Source organism: Corynebacterium comes (genome assembly GCF_009734405.1).
GTDB lineage: Bacteria > Actinomycetota > Actinomycetes > Mycobacteriales > Mycobacteriaceae > Corynebacterium > Corynebacterium comes.
Genome location: NZ_CP046453.1, coordinates 810242 through 826619, shown reverse-complemented (window position 1 = coordinate 826619; position 16378 = coordinate 810242). Strand labels below are relative to the sequence as shown.

The 16378-nt window shown below is 65.9% G+C and carries 18 protein-coding genes; 11 read left to right on the top strand and 7 right to left on the bottom strand.

What is annotated here, in order from left to right; genetic code table 11:
* The first annotated feature begins 6 nt into the window (after positions 1 to 6).
* A complete protein-coding gene (locus CETAM_RS04075; RefSeq protein WP_156227222.1) occupies positions 7 to 984 on the top strand; it encodes a ribose-phosphate diphosphokinase in 978 nt (325 codons plus the stop codon).
* A gap of 187 nt (positions 985 to 1171) precedes the next feature.
* Positions 1172 to 1939, top strand: coding sequence for an SDR family NAD(P)-dependent oxidoreductase (locus CETAM_RS04070; protein ID WP_156227220.1), 768 nt, complete (start codon positions 1172 to 1174; stop codon positions 1937 to 1939).
* Between the two features lie 18 nt (positions 1940 to 1957).
* On the opposite strand, the gene CETAM_RS04065 is transcribed toward CETAM_RS04070, so the two are convergent.
* Positions 1958 to 2359: a VOC family protein gene (locus CETAM_RS04065; protein ID WP_197085790.1), complete on the bottom strand. Its 402-nt coding sequence runs from the start codon at positions 2357 to 2359 to the stop codon at positions 1958 to 1960.
* Between the two features lie 75 nt (positions 2360 to 2434).
* Positions 2435 to 3565 carry an MFS transporter gene (locus CETAM_RS04060; RefSeq protein WP_156227216.1) on the bottom strand — a complete coding sequence of 377 codons (1131 nt, stop codon included), beginning with the start codon at positions 3563 to 3565 and terminating at the stop codon, positions 2435 to 2437.
* Positions 3566 to 3585: 20 nt separating this feature from the next.
* Here CETAM_RS04060 and CETAM_RS04055 point away from each other — a divergent pair, with 20 nt between their 5' ends.
* From CETAM_RS04055 to pth (CETAM_RS04040), 4 genes are all read left to right on the top strand, one after another.
* The gene (locus tag CETAM_RS04055; RefSeq protein ID WP_269076385.1) at positions 3586 to 4221 is read left to right on the top strand and encodes a DNA alkylation repair protein; all 636 of its coding nucleotides are present in this window, start codon (positions 3586 to 3588) and stop codon (positions 4219 to 4221) included.
* A 22-nt stretch (positions 4222 to 4243) separates the two neighbouring features.
* Positions 4244 to 4627: a hypothetical protein gene (locus tag CETAM_RS04050; RefSeq protein WP_156227214.1), complete on the top strand. Its 384-nt coding sequence runs from the start codon at positions 4244 to 4246 to the stop codon at positions 4625 to 4627.
* A gap of 171 nt (positions 4628 to 4798) precedes the next feature.
* Positions 4799 to 5398, top strand: a complete 600-nt coding sequence (locus CETAM_RS04045) for a 50S ribosomal protein L25/general stress protein Ctc (protein WP_156227212.1) — start codon at positions 4799 to 4801, stop codon at positions 5396 to 5398.
* 82 nt (positions 5399 to 5480) lie between these two features.
* Complete coding sequence (gene pth, locus CETAM_RS04040; protein WP_156227210.1) at positions 5481 to 6026, top strand: aminoacyl-tRNA hydrolase; 546 nt, start codon at positions 5481 to 5483, stop codon at positions 6024 to 6026.
* Between the two features lie 60 nt (positions 6027 to 6086).
* Here pth (CETAM_RS04040) and CETAM_RS04035 read toward each other — a convergent pair whose 3' ends face one another.
* Both CETAM_RS04035 and CETAM_RS04030 read right to left on the bottom strand, forming a co-directional pair.
* Positions 6087 to 7466 carry an FAD-dependent monooxygenase gene (locus CETAM_RS04035; RefSeq protein WP_156227208.1) on the bottom strand — a complete coding sequence of 460 codons (1380 nt, stop codon included), beginning with the start codon at positions 7464 to 7466 and terminating at the stop codon, positions 6087 to 6089.
* 39 nt (positions 7467 to 7505) lie between these two features.
* Positions 7506 to 8783, bottom strand: a complete 1278-nt coding sequence (locus CETAM_RS04030) for an MFS transporter (RefSeq protein ID WP_231587573.1) — start codon at positions 8781 to 8783, stop codon at positions 7506 to 7508.
* Between the two features lie 139 nt (positions 8784 to 8922).
* Between CETAM_RS04030 and CETAM_RS04025 the strand changes: the two genes are divergently transcribed.
* The 4 genes from CETAM_RS04025 to CETAM_RS04010 all read left to right on the top strand — a co-directional run bounded on the left by CETAM_RS04025 (position 8923) and on the right by CETAM_RS04010 (position 12529).
* On the top strand, positions 8923 to 9708 hold the full coding sequence (locus tag CETAM_RS04025; RefSeq protein WP_156227204.1) for an IclR family transcriptional regulator: 786 nt from the start codon (positions 8923 to 8925) through the stop codon (positions 9706 to 9708).
* Positions 9709 to 9848: 140 nt separating this feature from the next.
* Positions 9849 to 10970 carry a cupin domain-containing protein gene (locus CETAM_RS04020; RefSeq protein ID WP_156227202.1) on the top strand — a complete coding sequence of 374 codons (1122 nt, stop codon included), beginning with the start codon at positions 9849 to 9851 and terminating at the stop codon, positions 10968 to 10970.
* Positions 10971 to 10976: 6 nt separating this feature from the next.
* On the top strand, positions 10977 to 11804 hold the full coding sequence (locus CETAM_RS04015; protein ID WP_156227200.1) for a fumarylacetoacetate hydrolase family protein: 828 nt from the start codon (positions 10977 to 10979) through the stop codon (positions 11802 to 11804).
* A complete protein-coding gene (locus CETAM_RS04010; RefSeq protein ID WP_156227198.1) occupies positions 11804 to 12529 on the top strand; it encodes a maleylpyruvate isomerase family mycothiol-dependent enzyme in 726 nt (241 codons plus the stop codon). The genes CETAM_RS04015 and CETAM_RS04010 overlap by 1 nt, the downstream gene beginning before the upstream one ends.
* Positions 12530 to 12609: 80 nt before the next feature.
* On the opposite strand, the gene CETAM_RS04005 is transcribed toward CETAM_RS04010, so the two are convergent.
* The 3 genes from CETAM_RS04005 to CETAM_RS03995 all read right to left on the bottom strand — a co-directional run bounded on the left by CETAM_RS04005 (position 12610) and on the right by CETAM_RS03995 (position 15618).
* The gene (locus CETAM_RS04005) at positions 12610 to 12804 is read right to left on the bottom strand and encodes a hypothetical protein (protein ID WP_156227196.1); all 195 of its coding nucleotides are present in this window, start codon (positions 12802 to 12804) and stop codon (positions 12610 to 12612) included.
* A 331-nt stretch (positions 12805 to 13135) separates the two neighbouring features.
* Entirely contained in the window at positions 13136 to 14599 is a 1464-nt protein-coding gene (locus CETAM_RS04000) for a glyceraldehyde-3-phosphate dehydrogenase (protein WP_156227194.1), read from the bottom strand.
* A 44-nt stretch (positions 14600 to 14643) separates the two neighbouring features.
* Positions 14644 to 15618 (bottom strand): nitronate monooxygenase, encoded by a 975-nt coding sequence (locus tag CETAM_RS03995; protein WP_156227192.1) that lies wholly within the window; start codon positions 15616 to 15618, stop codon positions 14644 to 14646.
* Here CETAM_RS03995 and pth (CETAM_RS03990) point away from each other — a divergent pair.
* Positions 15611 to 16267, top strand: a complete 657-nt coding sequence (pth, locus tag CETAM_RS03990; protein WP_156227191.1) for an aminoacyl-tRNA hydrolase — start codon at positions 15611 to 15613, stop codon at positions 16265 to 16267. The two genes, CETAM_RS03995 and pth (CETAM_RS03990), sit on opposite strands and share 8 nt — an antisense overlap.
* The last annotated feature ends 111 nt before the right edge of the window (positions 16268 to 16378 follow it).

Sequence of the window (16378 nt, the reverse complement as noted above, 5' to 3'; positions counted from 1 at the left end):
CACATCATGACTGCCCACTGGACTGAAAGCCACAAGAACATGATGCTGTTCTCCGGGCGCGCACACCCGGAGCTCGGCGCGGCCGTGGCAAGTGAACTCGGCTATGAGCTCACCCCCACCACTGCACAGGACTTCGCCAACGGCGAGATCTTCATCCGTTTCGAAGAGTCGGTGCGAGGTGCGGACTGCTTCGTCATCCAGTCGCACACGCAGCCGCTGAACAAGTGGCTGATGGAGCAGCTGATCATGATCGACGCGCTCAAGCGTGGTTCCGCGAAGCGCATCACCGCCATCCTGCCGTTCTACCCCTACGCCCGTCAGGACAAGAAGCACCGCGGCCGCGAGCCGATCTCCGCGCGCCTGGTCGCCGATCTGCTGGCCACCGCCGGTGCGGACCGCATCGTGTCAGTGGACCTGCACACCGATCAGATCCAGGGCTTCTTCGACGGCCCGGTCGACCACATGCACGCGATGCCGATCCTCACGGACTACATCAAGAACAAGTACTCGTTGAATAACCTGGTCGTCGTCTCCCCGGATGCCGGACGAGTCAAGGTCGCGGAGAAGTGGGCCAATACGCTCGGCGACGCCCCGTTGGCCTTCGTCCACAAGACCCGTTCCACCGAGGTGGCCAACGAGGTCGTCTCCAACCGTGTCGTCGGTGAGGTCGAGGGCAGGAACTGCATTCTGCTCGATGACATGATCGACACCGGGGGCACCATCGCCGGAGCGGTGCGCGTGCTCAAGGAGGCGGGCGCCAAGGACGTCGTCATCGCCTGCACTCACGGCGTGTTCTCCGATCCCGCCCGCCAGCGTCTCAACGACTGCGGCGCCGAGGAGATCATCACCACCGACACCCTGCCGCAGAGCACCGAGGGGTGGAAGAACCTCACCGTCCTGTCCATCGCTCCGCTGCTGGCGAAGACGATCAGTGAGATCTTCGAGAACGGCTCCGTGACCACTCTCTTCGAGGGCCAGGCTTAGAAGCTGCACGATGCACTCCCCGGGAGTCGGACCCACGTCCGACTCCCGGGGAGTTTCTTCATGTCCCGGCCGACCACCCCGACCACTTTGTTGTCACATCACCAAAATTCCGCGTACACTGGCGTCAGACGCTCACCGCGTCATCCACCGTTCCGCGGGACTTCAGCCGCGGAGAAGAGAGGACATCATGACCACCAAGAATGATTTCGCAGGAAAAGTCGCCCTGGTGACCGGAGCTGCCTCCGGCCTCGGTGAAGGCGTCGCCAAGGATCTCGCCGCCCGTGGCGCCAAGGTCGTCGTCGCCGACATCAACCTCGAGGGTGCCGGGAAGGTCGTCTCCGAGATCGAGCAGGCCGGCGGTGAGGCCGCAGCCCTGAAGATGGATTCCGCCTCCCGGGAGGACAACCGGAAGGCCGTGGAGTTCGCCGTCGAGAAGTTCGGTGCCCTGCACCTGGCCGTCAACAACGCGGGCATCGGCGGCAAGGCCAACAAGGTCGGCGAGATGGATCTCGACGACTGGGACCGCGTCATTGCCATCAACCTCTCCGGCGTGGCCTACGGCAACCGCTTCCAGATCGAGCAGTTCCTCAAGCAGGACGACACCGCCACGTGTGCCATCGTGAACATGGCCTCCATTCACGGCACCGTCGCAGCGCCGGGCAACTCCGCGTACACCGCCGCCAAGCACGGCGTGGTCGGCCTGACCAAGAACGCCGCGGCCGAGTACGGCGACAAAGGCATCCGCCTCAACGCCGTCGGCCCGGGCTACATCAACACCCCGCTGCTGCAGAACCTGCCCGCAGAGCATTATGACGCGCTGGCAGCCAAGCACTCCCTCGGTCGTCTCGGTGAAACCTCCGAGGTCGTCGCCATGGTGAACTTCCTGCTCTCCGAGGACGCTTCCTTCATCACCGGTTCCTACCACCTGGTCGACGGCGGCTACACCGCCGTCTAGCTCCCGCCGACAGATGCCCTAGCCGTTGGCCAGGAACTCCCAGCCGTGCCCGTCGAGGTCCTCGAAGGAGCCGTAGTACATTTCCTGGCTCTCCTTCGGCTCGTTGTAGACGTTGGCGCCGGCCTCTCGCCCCCGACGGATGATCTCGTCGACGTCGGCGCGGGTGTCCACGGCCAGGGCATTGAGCACCTCCCGCGGTGAGTCCGCAGCCGCGGTCTCCTTCGGGTGGAAGCTGGAGAAGTAGTCCCGCTTCAGCAGCATCACCACTATCGCCTCGCTGGCCTGGACGGCGCTGGCGTTATCATCGGTGTACTCGGGGATGATGTCCCAACCGAGGGCGGTGTAGAAGGTCTTTGCGGCCTCCAGGTCGGAGACCGGCAGGTTGACGTAGATCTGTGGATGGTTGAGTCGCTCAGTCATGAGGTCAGCGTATGGCCGCCCACTGGCGCCTGTCCACGGTCCGGCGCATCTGTGTGTCATTCGAGATCTTCCGGATCAGCTGACCCGGGGCGACTCCGCCCGACCAAGCCCCCACTGCGCGGCAGCCGCTGCCGCGAGGGCGAGGGCGGCGACCCAGAACGCCGCCCCGCCTATGCCCACGTAGATCGGCAGGAAGAGCACCGGCGCCGCCGCCGAGCCGAAGAAGCGGAAAGCCTGGACCGTGGAGATCAGCGAGGAACCCGCGGGCCCCTGGATGATGGCGAGGTTGATGGTGGCCTGCATACCCTGCGCGGCCATGACCGCAACCGCCCACACGAGGGCCACCAGTACTACCCATGGGGCGACGGGCAGGATGAACAACGCCAGCGCGGCCATCAGGCCGCTGACCACCAGGACGGTGGTCACCCCGTAACGGTCGGCCATCGCGCCGATCTTCCGCGACGCGAGAAACGCCGCCGCGCCGCCAGCCATGATGACCAGGCCACGACCGACCGGGCCGAGGTCGAAGACCTCGCCGACGTGCAACGACGTCATGAAGCCCAGTCCGATGACCCCGCAGCCGACGACGAAGCTGGTGACCATGTGCGTGAGCGTGGGAACCACCCGCACGCGCCCGGCAGTGGTGTCGTCGGCCTGCGCCGGCGGCGGCACCACCGGCAGGCGGACGATGAGGATGTACGCGGCCGCGGCCGCGGTGACCAGGAACGTGAGCCGCCAGGTGATCAGACTCGACAGACCGGAGACGAGGGGCGCGGAGAGCATGCCCAGTGACTGCATCGCCGCATATGTGCCCAGGGCCTGCCCGAGCTTCTCCGGCGGGGTGATCGCCCGGAGCAGATTCTGCAGCACCGGCGTGGTGAACGCATTCGCCACGCCAATCGTCGCGTACGCCGCCGCGAACAACCCCCACGAGGGCGTGACCAGGAGCAGCAGCGCCATCGGCAGCGTCACCGCATAAGCCGCGGACACGACGCGGTGCGGCTGGAATCTGCGCACCAGCCGACCAGAGATGAGCATCATCGCCGCGAACGGGAAGAGGTACACCGTCATAGTGGCGGCCGCGCGGGCCACGCTCACGTCGAAGGTCGCCGCGAATTCGGGCACCACCACGGCGAGGGCCTGACCGGTGAAGGGGCCGACGAATCCCCCGACGAGAATCGCGCCCAGCTGCAGTTTCTGCTTCATGATGCTGCTACCTTACCTGTGTGTCCGCCGAGTTCCTGCTTATCGACGCCGCCCTGCGTCCCCTCGCCGACCCGGCCCGCGCAGCGGGCATGTCGGCATATCAGCGGGGCCGGTTCCCCTTCCTCGGTGTGCCGGCTCCGGCCCGGCGGGCGGCGGTGAAGGAGGTGCTGGGGCGATGTCAAGAAGCGGTGGACCGTGAACTCGTCGAGGCCTGCTGGACGGCCGCGGAACGCGAATTCCAGTACGTGGCGTGTGACCATCTCCGCGACGCACCGCTGCGTGCGGAGGACGTGCCGTGGCTGCGCACGCTCGTCGTGCGAAAATCCTGGTGGGACACGGTGGATGCGCTGGCCAAACCCATCGGGCGTGCCGCCACCGCGCAGCAGATGCGGGAATGGGCGGCCGATGGGAACCTGTGGGTGCGCCGCGTGGCGATCCTCCACCAGCTGGGGCGTCGGGAAGCGACAGATACCGGGATGCTGGCCGAGATCATCCTGAACAACCTGGGCTCGGGCGAGTTCTTCATCGACAAGGCCATCGGCTGGGCCCTGCGCGACTTCTCGAAGACCGACCGGGAGTGGGTGCGTGAATTCCTCCGGGCCCATGGGGCGCAGCTGTCCGCGCTTTCACGCCGGGAAGGCTCGAAATACGTCTGATCTGCTCCGTGTTGCACCTGTCATGCCCCGCATCTACTCGCCGTTGGACATCTACCTGGACACCGAGACCGGCCAGCCGGATGTGTTCACCATGGTCTTCACCTTCAGTTTCTCCGGGAATACCCCGCCGCGGTCGCTGCTGCTCTCGCGGGGGCCGGAGGACCCGCCGGGCACGGTGTGGATCCAGCCGGACGATCCCCGCCACGGTTTCAGCGCGAGCGACGTCCGGTGGGAATCCGACGGGCTGCTGCTGTCCATCACCCTGTCGGGCGAGGACCATTTCTACTGGGACAATTCTCAGGTGATGACGATCGAGCTCTTCGAGACACGTATCGAGGGCGTGAAATCCTGCCTGAGCTCCATTTTCCCTGCACCTGTTTTGGAGCCCACGGAAAAGGAGTGGTAGGGTTGGCCCCGTCTCGGCGAGGGCTCATACTTGGGCCGTTATCGACGCGATCATCAGGTTTATTTTGGCCTGCGATGACTCGACGAGGACATTTTCCCTCAGACCAGAGTCGGTCGCGGGCCTGTTGTCATTTCAGGCGGCGGCCGGAAACACAACAGGAGATACAGCCACATGGCTCAGTACCCCACCCTTAGCGCCACCCCCCGCGATGAGTTCGGCAAGGGCTTCGCCCGCCGTCTGCGCGTCGCCGGCCGCATCCCGGGCGTCATCTACTCCGGCGGCACCGAGAACGTCCACTTCTCCGTGGACCGCATCAAGTTCACCGCTGTGGTGCGTAACCAGGGCGTCAACGCCGTCATCGAGCTGGACGTCGACGGCGAGAAGCACCTCACCATGGTCAAGCACATCGACCAGAACATCCTGAGCCTCGACATCGACCACGTCGACATGCTCGCCATCACCCGTGGCGAGCGCGTTGAGGTCGAGGTCCCCGTCCTCCACGAGGGTGACGTCTACCCCGGCGCCATGCTCAACCAGGAGCTTGACGCCCTGCGCGTCGAGGCCGACGTCCTCGAGATTCCGGAAGAGATCACCGTGTCCGTCGAGGGCCTCGAGGCCGGTACCGTCATCCATGCCGGCGACATCGCCCTGCCTGCCGGCGTCACCCTGGTGGACGACGCCGAGCTGCTCGTCTTCAACGTCACCTTCGAAGAGGACTCCGACGTCCCGGAGGAGACCGAAGGCGCAGAGGCACCGGCCGAGGGCGAGTAGCAGACCACTCCCCCTTCTGGTGCGCAACGCCCCTGACCTCGTGGTCGGGGGCGTTTCCCCTTTTCTGTGGGAGACTTGGGGCGTGACCGAATCCCCTCTTCTCATCGTCGGACTGGGCAACCCGGGCTCGAAGTACGCAGACACCCGCCACAACATCGGCGTCATGCTTATCGACGAGCTCGCCTCCCGCATCACCCCCGTGCCCGCCACCTTCGCGGTCCATAAACGAACCAACACCGAGATCGCGGAGGTCCGCCACCGCGGGCGTCGACTGGTGCTGGCGAAGCCCCGCAGCTACATGAACGTCTCCGGTGGCCCGGTCAAGGCCCTGGCGACGTTCTTCAAGGTGGCCCCCGCGGACATCATCGTGGCCCACGACGAACTCGAGCTCGACTTCGGTCAGGTCCGACTCCGCACCGGCGGCGGCGACCACGGGCACAACGGCCTGAAGTCCGTGACCAGGTCCCTCGGGACCAGGGACTACCAGCGTCTCTCGCTCGGCATCGGTCGCCCACCCGGCCGGATGGACCCCGCCAGTTTCGTCCTAAAGCCTTTCTCCCGTCAGGAGTCCGAGGAGCTTCCCTTCATCTGCTCCGAGGCCGCCGACGAACTCGAGAAGATCTTCTAGATAGGCCGACCGACGGGAAACGCCCCGTTCACGGTGGTGAACGGGGCGTCGATAAGCGGACTAGATGGTCAGCTCTTCAGCGGAGCGGCCTTCCTCTCGCTGTGTGATGACCTTGTGGATGTTGTACTCCCACTCCTTGAGAGCCTCCGGGAGCTCGCCCTTGGATGGGTCCTTGAGGTACTCGCGGCGGTCGGCGTCGTAGTCCCACAGCCAGTCGACGTAGGGGTACCAGCCGGAACGCTCAGCCTGGCGGAAGGTTTCGTTGCGGATGAGACGGGAGAGGCCGTCGACGTGCCACAGTTCGCCCCAGAAACGACCGGTGGTCTGGATGCGGGAGCAACGGGGTGCGCGCTCAGCGGAGACGTCTGCGAGGACCTCTCCCCAGTTGAGCTCGCCCTTTGCGGCGGCCTGGGAGGCGTAGAGCGCGAGGCACTCGGCGTCCTCCATGGCCATGACGGCACCGGAGGCCAGGTACTGCAGCGGCGGGTGCGCGGCGTCGCCCATGACGATGATGCGGTCGGAGACGACCCAGTTGTCCAGCGGCTCGCGGTCGGCCATCTGCCACCAGGTGTTCAGCCACATGGAGCCCAGGCGGCCCTGGACGAACTCGTTGGTGTGGTCGAAGGCGTTCTTGAACTCCTCGTTGTTGCCCCAGTCCTCGGGAACCTCGGTGCCCTCGGTCAGCGCCTTGAGGTAGCGCGGGGACTGGAAGACTGCAACCTGGTTGAGCAGCTCGCCACCGCGGAGCGGGTACTGGATGAAGTGGCAGCGCGGGCCGATGTAGCCGACGACGTCCTTCAGATCCTTCATGTCCGGGTCATCCGGCAGGGTGGAGGTGCCGCGGTAGGCGACGTAGGCGGACGGGACCGGCTCGTCCTGGACGATCTCCTTGCGGAACACCGAGTGGGTGCCGTCGAAAGCGACCAGGATGTCCCCCTCGACGTCCTCCGTGGTGCCCTCGGCGAGGTGCTCGATATGGACGGTGACGCCGTCCTCGTGGGTGTCGGCACCCGTGACCTGGACCCCGTTGTGCAGGGTGGCGCCGGCTTCCTGGGCTGCTTCGACGAGGATCGCCAGCAGGTCGGAACGGTGGATGACCAGGTACTGGCCGCCGTAGTGCGCCTGGAAGTCCTCGCCGAAGTCCATGGTGAGGATCGGTTCGGCGGTGACGGCGTCACGGAACTGCATGCGCTCGGGCAGGTAGCCTGCCTCGATGACGCGCTCCTTCAGGCCCCACTTCTCAAGCATCTTGACGCCGTGCGGACCAATCTGCAGGCCGGCACCGACCTCCTTGAACTCAGGGGCACGCTCGTAGAGAGTGACGTCGGCACCCCGCAGGGCGAGTGCGAGCGCCCCGGAGGCACCGCCGATGCCTCCTCCGGTGATGATGAACTTCTGGCCCTTGAGCTCGTCAGAGGGAGTCAGGATAGTTGAGGACATTGTGCGGAACTTCCTTTCAGTGGAGATGTGGGGAAGGAACTAGCGGGGGGCGGAGGATGAGGTGATGACCGTGGTGTTCGGGTTCGGCATCCGACGGTGGATGAAGAACAGGACGACCAGGGACAGCGAGGACAGCAGTGCGGAGATACCGAACAGGAGGTAGTTCGAACCGACGCCCAGGTTCCAGTTGAGCAGCAGGCCTGCCAGCTGCGGCGAGACGACCGCACCGATACGACCGACGCCCAGCGCCCAGCCGAGGGCGGTGCCGCGCAGGTTGTGCGGGTAGAAGTTCGCCACGGCGGCGATGATGAGGATCTGCGTGCCGTGGGTACCCACACCGGCGAGCACCAGGATGATGTAGACCGCGGCGATCGACGGTTCAGTGAGCAGGGTGAGCAGGGCGACGCCCGCGACGCCTGCGGCAACCGCACCGGACTTCAGCGGACCGAAACGGTCGCCTGCCCAGGCCGTGACCACGGAGCCGAGGATGGCTCCGAGGTTGAGCGCCAGGGTGAAGTTCAGCGCAGCACCGAAATCGTAGCCGGCGGTCTGCATGAGACGCGGCAACCAGGTCCCCAGGCCGTACCACGCCAGCAGCGTGACGAAGGTGGCGATGGCGAACCAGATGGAGATGACCATGTACTTGCCGGTGAGCAGCTCCTTGAAACCCGCCGGCTCATCGGCCCCCTCGCGGGCGGCGTGGTCATCACGGATGGCCTGGTCGGAGGGGATGACCTTCATGGCGATCGGGAGGCCGACCACCAGCGGGATCAGCGCGAAGAGGAACATGAACCGCCAGCCCCACTCATCGTGGGACGGGACGACGAACTGCGCCAGGACGGCGGCGATGGAGCCGCCGAGCGGAACGCCCGACATCATGACGGTGGCCCATGCGGACATGGTGCGGCGCGGGACGAGGTCGGAGGTCATGGCGTTGACGGACGGAACGAGGCCGCCCAGGCCGATGCCGGCCAGGAGACGGAACGCGCCGAACATCCAGGGATTGATGGCGAAAGCACAGAGCAGCGTGAAGATGGACAGGATGATCACCGAGCCGATGACCGCGAACTTGCGGCCTCGACTGTCGGAGAGCCGACCGACCCATACGGCGCCAATGACCATTCCGAGGAAGGCGGTGGAGCCGATGGTGCCGGCCTGGGCCGAGTTGAGATTCCATTCCTCCATCAGGGAGGTCTGGACCGTGCCGTAGACGATGAGGTCGTAGCCGTCGAAAATGACGAAGAACCAGCCGATCAGGACAGCCGCGAGACGTCGGCCGCTGATGCCGAGGATCGTCAGACCGCGGTTGTCACCCATTCCGGATTGTTTGTTGTCACCTACCGTTCCAACGGTGGCGCCCCCGCCCTGCGGGGAACTGGAGATTGGAGCCATATGCCCATAATCAGGGTGATGGGGGTTACAATCAAAGTTATTCCACATAGCGGAAGGTATTACCATGGCCACCCGTACGCCCACCCACGGCTCACCCCCGCGGGAGTTCCTCCAGTCCGTCGACCTCTCCCTCACCCTGATCCTCATGCTCAGGGACCAGGGCAATCTGAACATCTCCGGCGCCGCCACAGAACTCGGCGTCAGCCCCTCGACGGTTCACCGTGCCATGGCGATGCTGGTGTACCGGGGTTTCGCCACCCGCAGCGAATCCCGCGCTTACCTGCCCGGTCCGGCACTGTCCTCGTCGAGCCTCCAGCCCGGCGTCGGAAGCGAGCTCATCGGCGCCTGCGCCTCGCACATGACGGCAATCGCCACGGAGACCGGAGAGACCACCCACCTGCTCGTCCTGGTGGGCAACAAGGTGCATTTCCTCCACTCCGTGGAAGGTGCCCATCCCGTGCGCGTCGGCTTCCGCCGAGGCCAGGTCATGCCCGCCGAACAGAACGCAGGTGGCCTGGCGATGCTGGCCGAACGCTCCGCCGCGGAACTCCGGGCGCTCTACCCCTCGCTTCCCGACGCCGAATTCGAGAGCCTCCGCAGGCAACTGCACCGCACCCGCAGTCGCGGCTTCTCCATGAACAACGGCCTCTACGAGCACGACGTGTCGGCCGTCGGAGTGTGCCTGCGCAACGATCTCGGCGACACACTGGGTGCCATCACGGTGGCCACACCGACGGCAAGATTCCGGGCGGTCCACCGCCGCTGCGCTGAGGTTCTGCTCAGGCATTCGAGGGACCTGAACACCCGTCTGGAAAGCGCCCGGATCGCGCCGCCGAGTGTCAAGGGGTAGGAAAAACTACCCCCGTACAGCTTTTCCGCTGGACGGAAAGTCTTTGAGTCACACTTTCCTGGAGCATATGTTTGAGGTCACAACCACCACTGCGCCCTGCCGGATGGCTGCGCGCACCTCACAATGCAGGAGGTTTAAGCATGAGCGAGAGCACCGACTACTCGAACAAGCACGTTGAATTTGTGGCTCCCGAGCCGACGCCCGAAGAGCAGGCCGAGCTCAACGACATGTACGGCAAGATGGACGATCTCCACATGAAGCCGCTCTGGAACCAGATCGGCGGCCTCATGCCGAACGAGCCGGACCCGCGGGCCGTCGCCCATCGCTGGGACTGGTCTGAGCTGATCAAGCTCGCACGTCGTTCTGGTGAGCTTGTCCCCGTCGGTCGTGGCGGCGAGCGTCGCGCCATCGGCCTGGCGAACCCGGGACTGGGTGGCCCCACCTACATCGCCCCCACCCTGTGGGCGGCGATCCAGTACCTGGCACCGGGCGAGAACGCGCCCGAGCACCGCCACTCCCAGAATGCCTTCCGCTTCGTCATCGAGGGCGAGGGTGTCTGGACCGTCGTCAACGGCGACGCCGTCCCCATGAAGCGCGGCGACTTCCTGCTCACCCCGGGCTGGAACTTCCACGGCCACCACAACATCGCCACCGAGCCGATGGCCTGGCTGGACGGCCTGGACATCCCGTTCGCCTACCAGATGGACACCGGCTTCTTCGAGTACGGTTCCGAGACGCTCACCGACGAGTCCACCCCGGACTACTCCCGCTCTGAGCGCCTGTGGGCCCATCCGGGCCTGCGGCCGGTCGCCTTCCCGGGCGCCACCAGCTCCTCCACCATCGGCCGTTACGCCTGGGAGCACACCGACGCTGCGCTGAACGACCAGCTCGCACTCGAGGACGCCGGTTTCCCGGGCGTCGTCGGCCCGGGCCACGCCGCCATCCGCTACACCAACCCGACCACCGGTGGCGACGTCATGTCGACCATCCGCGCTGAGTTCCACCGTCTGCGTCCGGGTGCCTCCACCACCCCGGTCAAGGAGGTCGGCAACCGCGTGTTCCAGGTCTTCGAGGGCTCCGCCACCATCAAGGTGGGCGACGAGACCTTCGAGATGAACCACGGCGATGTCGTGAACGTCCCGTCCTGGAAACTGTGGTCCATCGAGGCCGGCACCGACGGTGTCGATCTCTTCGGTTTCTCTGATCACCCGATCTTTGAGAAGCTGAACCTCGCCCGTACATACACTCCGGAAGGAATCTAGAAAAACATGCGTCTCGCAACCATCCGCTCCACCCAGGGAACCTTCGCTGCCCGCGTCGAGTCCGACACCACCGCCGTGAAGATCAACGGCTTCGCCAACGTCGGCGATCTGCTGCAGGAGGACAACTGGCGCGAGGTGGCTGAGAAGGCCACCGGCGACGAGGTCACCTTCGAGCAGACCGACCTCGAGGCCGTAGTGCCGGCTCCGAGGAAGATCGTGTGTGTCGGCCTGAACTACGCCAACCACATCAAGGAGATGGGCCGCGACCTGCCGACCCACCCGACCCTGTTCGTGAAGTACCCGGATGCCCTGACCGGCCCGTTCGATGACGTTCTCGTTCCCGAGTACGCCAACGGCGAGCTGGACTGGGAGGGTGAGCTGGCTGTCGTCATCGGCAAGCGTGCACGCCGCGTCAAGGAGGCCGACGCCGCTGACTACATCGCCGGCTACGCCGTCATGAACGACTACACCATGCGCGACTACCAGTACCGCACCCTGCAGTGGCACCAGGGCAAGTCCTTCGAGAAGACCTCCGGTTTCGGCCCGTGGCTGACCACCCCGGACTCCTTCGAGTTCGGCGGCGAGCTGGCCACCTACCTGGGTGACGAGAAGATGCAGACCACCCCGACCGATGACCTGGTGTTCAACCCGGCTCAGCTGGTCGAGTACATCTCCCACATCTACCCGCTGGACGCCGGCGACGTCATCGTCACCGGTACCCCGGGCGGCGTCGGCCACGCCCGCAACCCGAAGCGCTACATCGGCGACGGCGACGTCGTCAAGGTCGAGATCGACGGCCTGGGTTACGTCGCGAACAAGACGGTGTTCGAGTAATGAGCTCCTTCCACGATCTGTCCATCGATGAGCGTCTCAGCCTGACCCGCCGTGGCACCGCCCACTACTCGGGCCAGCTGGCGCTCATCGACAACGCCGATTTCGGCCGCGACACTCTGCTGTCGGACTGGACCGTGGCGCACCTGGCCGCGCACGTTGCCTACAACGCCGCCGCCCTGTGCAATCTCATGCACTGGGCGGAAACCGGCGAGGAGACCCCAATGTACTCCTCCCCGCAGGCCCGCAACGAGGAGATCGCCTACGGCGCCACCCTCATCCCGGACGCCATCCGCAACTTGCACGACCACACCGTCGTGCGTCTCGACGTCGCCTGGCGCGACGCCAGCGACGCCGCGTGGCAGGCGGAGGTCAAGACCGCCCAGGGCCGTACGGTCCCCGCGTCCGAGTCCCTGTGGATGCGTACCCGCGAGGTCTGGCTGCACGCCGTCGACCTGGGTGTCAACGCCAGTTTCAGCGACATCCCCGAGGTCATCCTGGCCACCCTTCTGCCGGAGATCGCCGGCAAGTGGCGTGGCGCGGGTCTCGGCGAGGGCCTGGTCCTGGTCAACACCGACTCCGATGAGCGCATCGAGGTCTCCCCCGGTGAGAACACCGTGGAGATCCACGGTTCCCTGCCGGGGCTGACCCGCTGGGCCGCAGGCCGTGGCGACCGCGGTGTCACCAGCCCGCAGGGCGAGGTCCCGACCCCGCCGCGCTGGCTGTAGTTCCCACCGCACGACAAGAAGAAGTCCGGCCCACCTCCTCCGAGGTGGGCCGGACTTTTCGCTTCAAGCGGGCGCGGCCGCTACCAGCGGCGCGCGAGCTTGAGCTGCTTCTTCAATTCCGCCGCGTCCCCCTCGAAGGCCCCCGCCTTGACCAGCCGGGAGTACACCACGGGGCACTTCTTGCATCGGGGGTTGGATCGGCAGCACTTCTTCTTGGTCTTCCACCCCTCGGCGCTGACGACCTTCTGCTTCTTCGCCGCCTTCTTCTTGCCCATGTTCCAAGCCTAATCCCCGCAGGTGAAAAGGGGATTTACGTCCGGGATTCTTCACCGGCCTGTGACCTTTGACCATCACCTCACCGAGTGCGCAACGGCGCACACCATCACCTCACCGAGTGCGCAACGGCGCACACCATCACCTCACCGAGTGCGCAACGGCGCACACCATCACCTCACCGAGTGCGCAACGGCGCACACCATCATTAATGTACGGCCTCCTACCGTCCGCTCGCGGCGGGTCGCGGGCTGGAGAATGCCGAAGGCCGGCCCCCCGGGGGCGGGAGCCGGCCATGGTGCGACCTCGGCGAAATGTTCCTCCAGCCGGAACCTACTTCAGCTCGGTGGCCTCCAGGCGACGCGGGTAGATCTCCGGGCGTGCGCCCGCGACCTCCTCGACGATGCGGACCACCTGGTTGGAGTAACCGAACTCGTTGTCGTACCAGACGTACAGCACCAGGTGCTTACCCTGGGCGATGGTGGCCAGCCCGTCGACGATGCCGGCGTGGGTGGTGCCGACGAAGTCGGTGGACACGACCTCCGGGGACTGGATGTAGCTGATCTGCTGACGCAGGTTGGAGTGCAGTGACACCTTGCGCAGGAAGTTGTTGACCTCGTCGCGGTCGACCTCGGTCTCCAGGGTGAGGTTGAGCACCGCCATGGAGACGTCCGGGGTGGGGACGCGGATGGCGTTACCCGTGAGCTTGCCCTCGAATTCCGGCAGGGCCTTGGCGACGGCCTTGGCGGCACCGGTCTCGGTGAGGACCATGTTCAGACCGGCGGCGCGGCCGCGACGGGAACCCTTGTGGAAGTTGTCGATGAGGTTCTGGTCATTGGTGAAGGAGTGAACGGTCTCGACGTGGCCGTGCTCGACGCCGTAGCGGTCGTTGATCACCTTGAGCACCGGGGTGATGCCGTTGGTGGTGCAGGAGGCGGCGGTGATGATCTTCTCGTCGTCGATCTTGTCGTGGTTGATGCCGTAGACCACGTTGATGAGGTCGCCCTTGCCCGGCGCGGTGAGCACGACGCGGGAGACGCCCTTGGACTCCAGGTGCTGGGACAGGCCCTCACGGTCGCGCCAGCGGCCGGTGTTGTCCACGACGATGGCGTTGTCGATGCCGTAGGTGGTGTAGTCGACCTCGGAGGGGGAGTTGGAGTAGATCACCTGGATCTTGGTGCCGTTGGCCCAGATGATGTTGTTCTCTTCGTCGATGGTGATGGTGCCGTCGAAGGCGCCGTGGACGGAGTCACGGCGGAGGAGCGAGGCGCGCTTGACCAGGTCATTGTCGCTGTTCTTGCGTACCACCACGGCGCGCAGACGTACGCCGCCGTAGGTGGCCTCGCGGGCGATGAGGATGCGGGCCAGGAGGCGGCCGATGCGGCCGAAGCCGTAGAGGACGACGTCGGTGGGCTCATTCTGGGAGCTGGTGCCCACGACCTCGGCGAGCTCGCGGTCGAGGTAGGCGCGGAGGTCGGTTTCGCCGGACTTCTCGAAGCCGGTGGCCAGGCGGGCGATGTCGAGGGAAGCGGTGCCCAGTTCCATGTCGACCAGTTCACGCAGGATGGGCAGGGTCTGGGAGAGCGGGAGTTCACGATCAGTGACGCGGCGGGCGTAACGGTGCGACTTGATGATGTCAGTGTCCTTCACGCCGACGAGCAGTCGTCCGAAAATGGAGACGACCACGTCGTTGTTACGGTGCAGCTGGCTGATCAGCGGCAGCATCTCCTGAGCCAGACCGACCTTTTCGTTCCAGTCGCTCTGATTGTTCTGCTCGTGCTGCGCGTTGGCGGTCACTGCTGTTCTACCTCCGAAAGTCAAGGGAATACTTCCCCACGACTCTAGCCTGAGAAGGCCTTATCAGGTGCCAGGCTCCGCAGAATCTCAGCTGTGCTGCCACTCCTCAGCTTATCGACGTCCACCCCCACCAGACAGTAGGCGTGCGCACGCGGCGCCCGCTCCCGCAGCGGGGCCAGCAGCGGCGCAAGGTAGGGGTATATCGGCCGCATGTCCGCATGCTTCCGGGTGAACTCCGTTTCCCATCCTCGGGCGACACGACCGCTGAAGGCACGGCTGGCGACGGAGCGTCCGCCCTCGGCCAGGAGCTCACGGTTGAAGGTAGAGGTGCCGGCTTCGTCGGCAAGCAGGAACGCGGAACCGCAGGAGACGGCGAGCACCCCGGGCAGGGCCAGGGTCTTCGCCACGTCGGTGTGATCGCGGATTCCCCCGGCGGCCACCAGGGGCAGCGTGGACACCGCCGCCACCGACCGGAGGAGTTCGGGCAGGGGCCGTTCATCCGGCTGCTCCGCCACCGTCCAGGTCGAGCGGTGGCCGCCGGCCTCGGGCCCCTGGACGACGAGGGCGTCTGCACCCAGTTCCGCGGCCACCACCGCATCGGCCGGGTTGGACACTGTGATCCACGCGGCGATCCCCCGTTCGTGCAGCGCGTCGATCTCTGCGCGTGCGAAGGGGCCGAAGGTGGCGGAGACGACCACCGGCGGGTTCTCGGCGCGCAGGATCGCGTCGAGTTTCGCGTCGAAGGCGTTGCTCAGATCCACCTCGGGGATCTCGCTCCGGCCGAAGAGCCGGGCGGAGAGGGATGCGACGTCGGCAAGCGAATCGACGGGAGGCTGGCGGGTGAAGAGATTCACGCCGTACTCCCCGTCCATCCGGGCCATCTGTGCGATGAGCGTGGAGGCGGGGGCCGCGCCCGTAGCGAGGAAGCCGAGCGAACCTGCTGCGGCCGCGGCGTTGACCAGCTCGGGTGATGAAGGACCGCCGGCCATCGGGGCGACGATGATCTGTGGAATGTCCATGTGTGAGACACTAGCGGGCGTGTTCAAGCTCCTCGACCTGTTCCGCCGCAGCCGGACCTCATCTTCCCCGCGGCGGGAATTGACCGCCGACTGGATCGTCCTCGGCCTGGGAAATCCGGGGCCCAGGTACGCCTCGACGCGCCACAACGTCGGTTACATGGCCGTCGACGATCTGCTCGCGGAAACCGGTGACCTGCTGGAGCCGGTGCCCGGTACGAAGGCCCTCGCCGCGCAGCTGCGCATCGGCGATCAGGATGTCCTGGTGTTGCGCTCCACCACCTACATGAATCTCTCCGGCGAGGCCGTGGCTCCGCTCGCGGCGGGACTCGGGGTGCCGGCGGAGCGGATCATCGTCATCCACGACGAGCTCGACCTGCCTGTCGGCAGGGTGCGCGTGAAGCTCGGCGGCAACGAGAACGGCCATAACGGACTCAAGTCCTGCACCTCGCTCCTGGGGACCCGTGACTATCTGCGGGTACGCATCGGCATCTCCCGTCCTCCGAAGGACATCCCCGTCCCTGACTACGTGCTCGGCCCCCTCGATCCCGGGGCGGAGATGGACGCGGCGATCGCCACGGCCGCCGACGCCGCCCGGCAGATCATTGAACACGGACTGGCCAAGGCCCAGAACGACATCCACGCGCGCTGAGGTGTGCGCCGTTGCGCACTCCGCCCCTCGCCGGATTCCCTGGTCTCCCCAAAACACCACACGCCCTGCACGGCAGTGGACCCGGTCGGGCTGCTGGGCGATGGTCCCCTC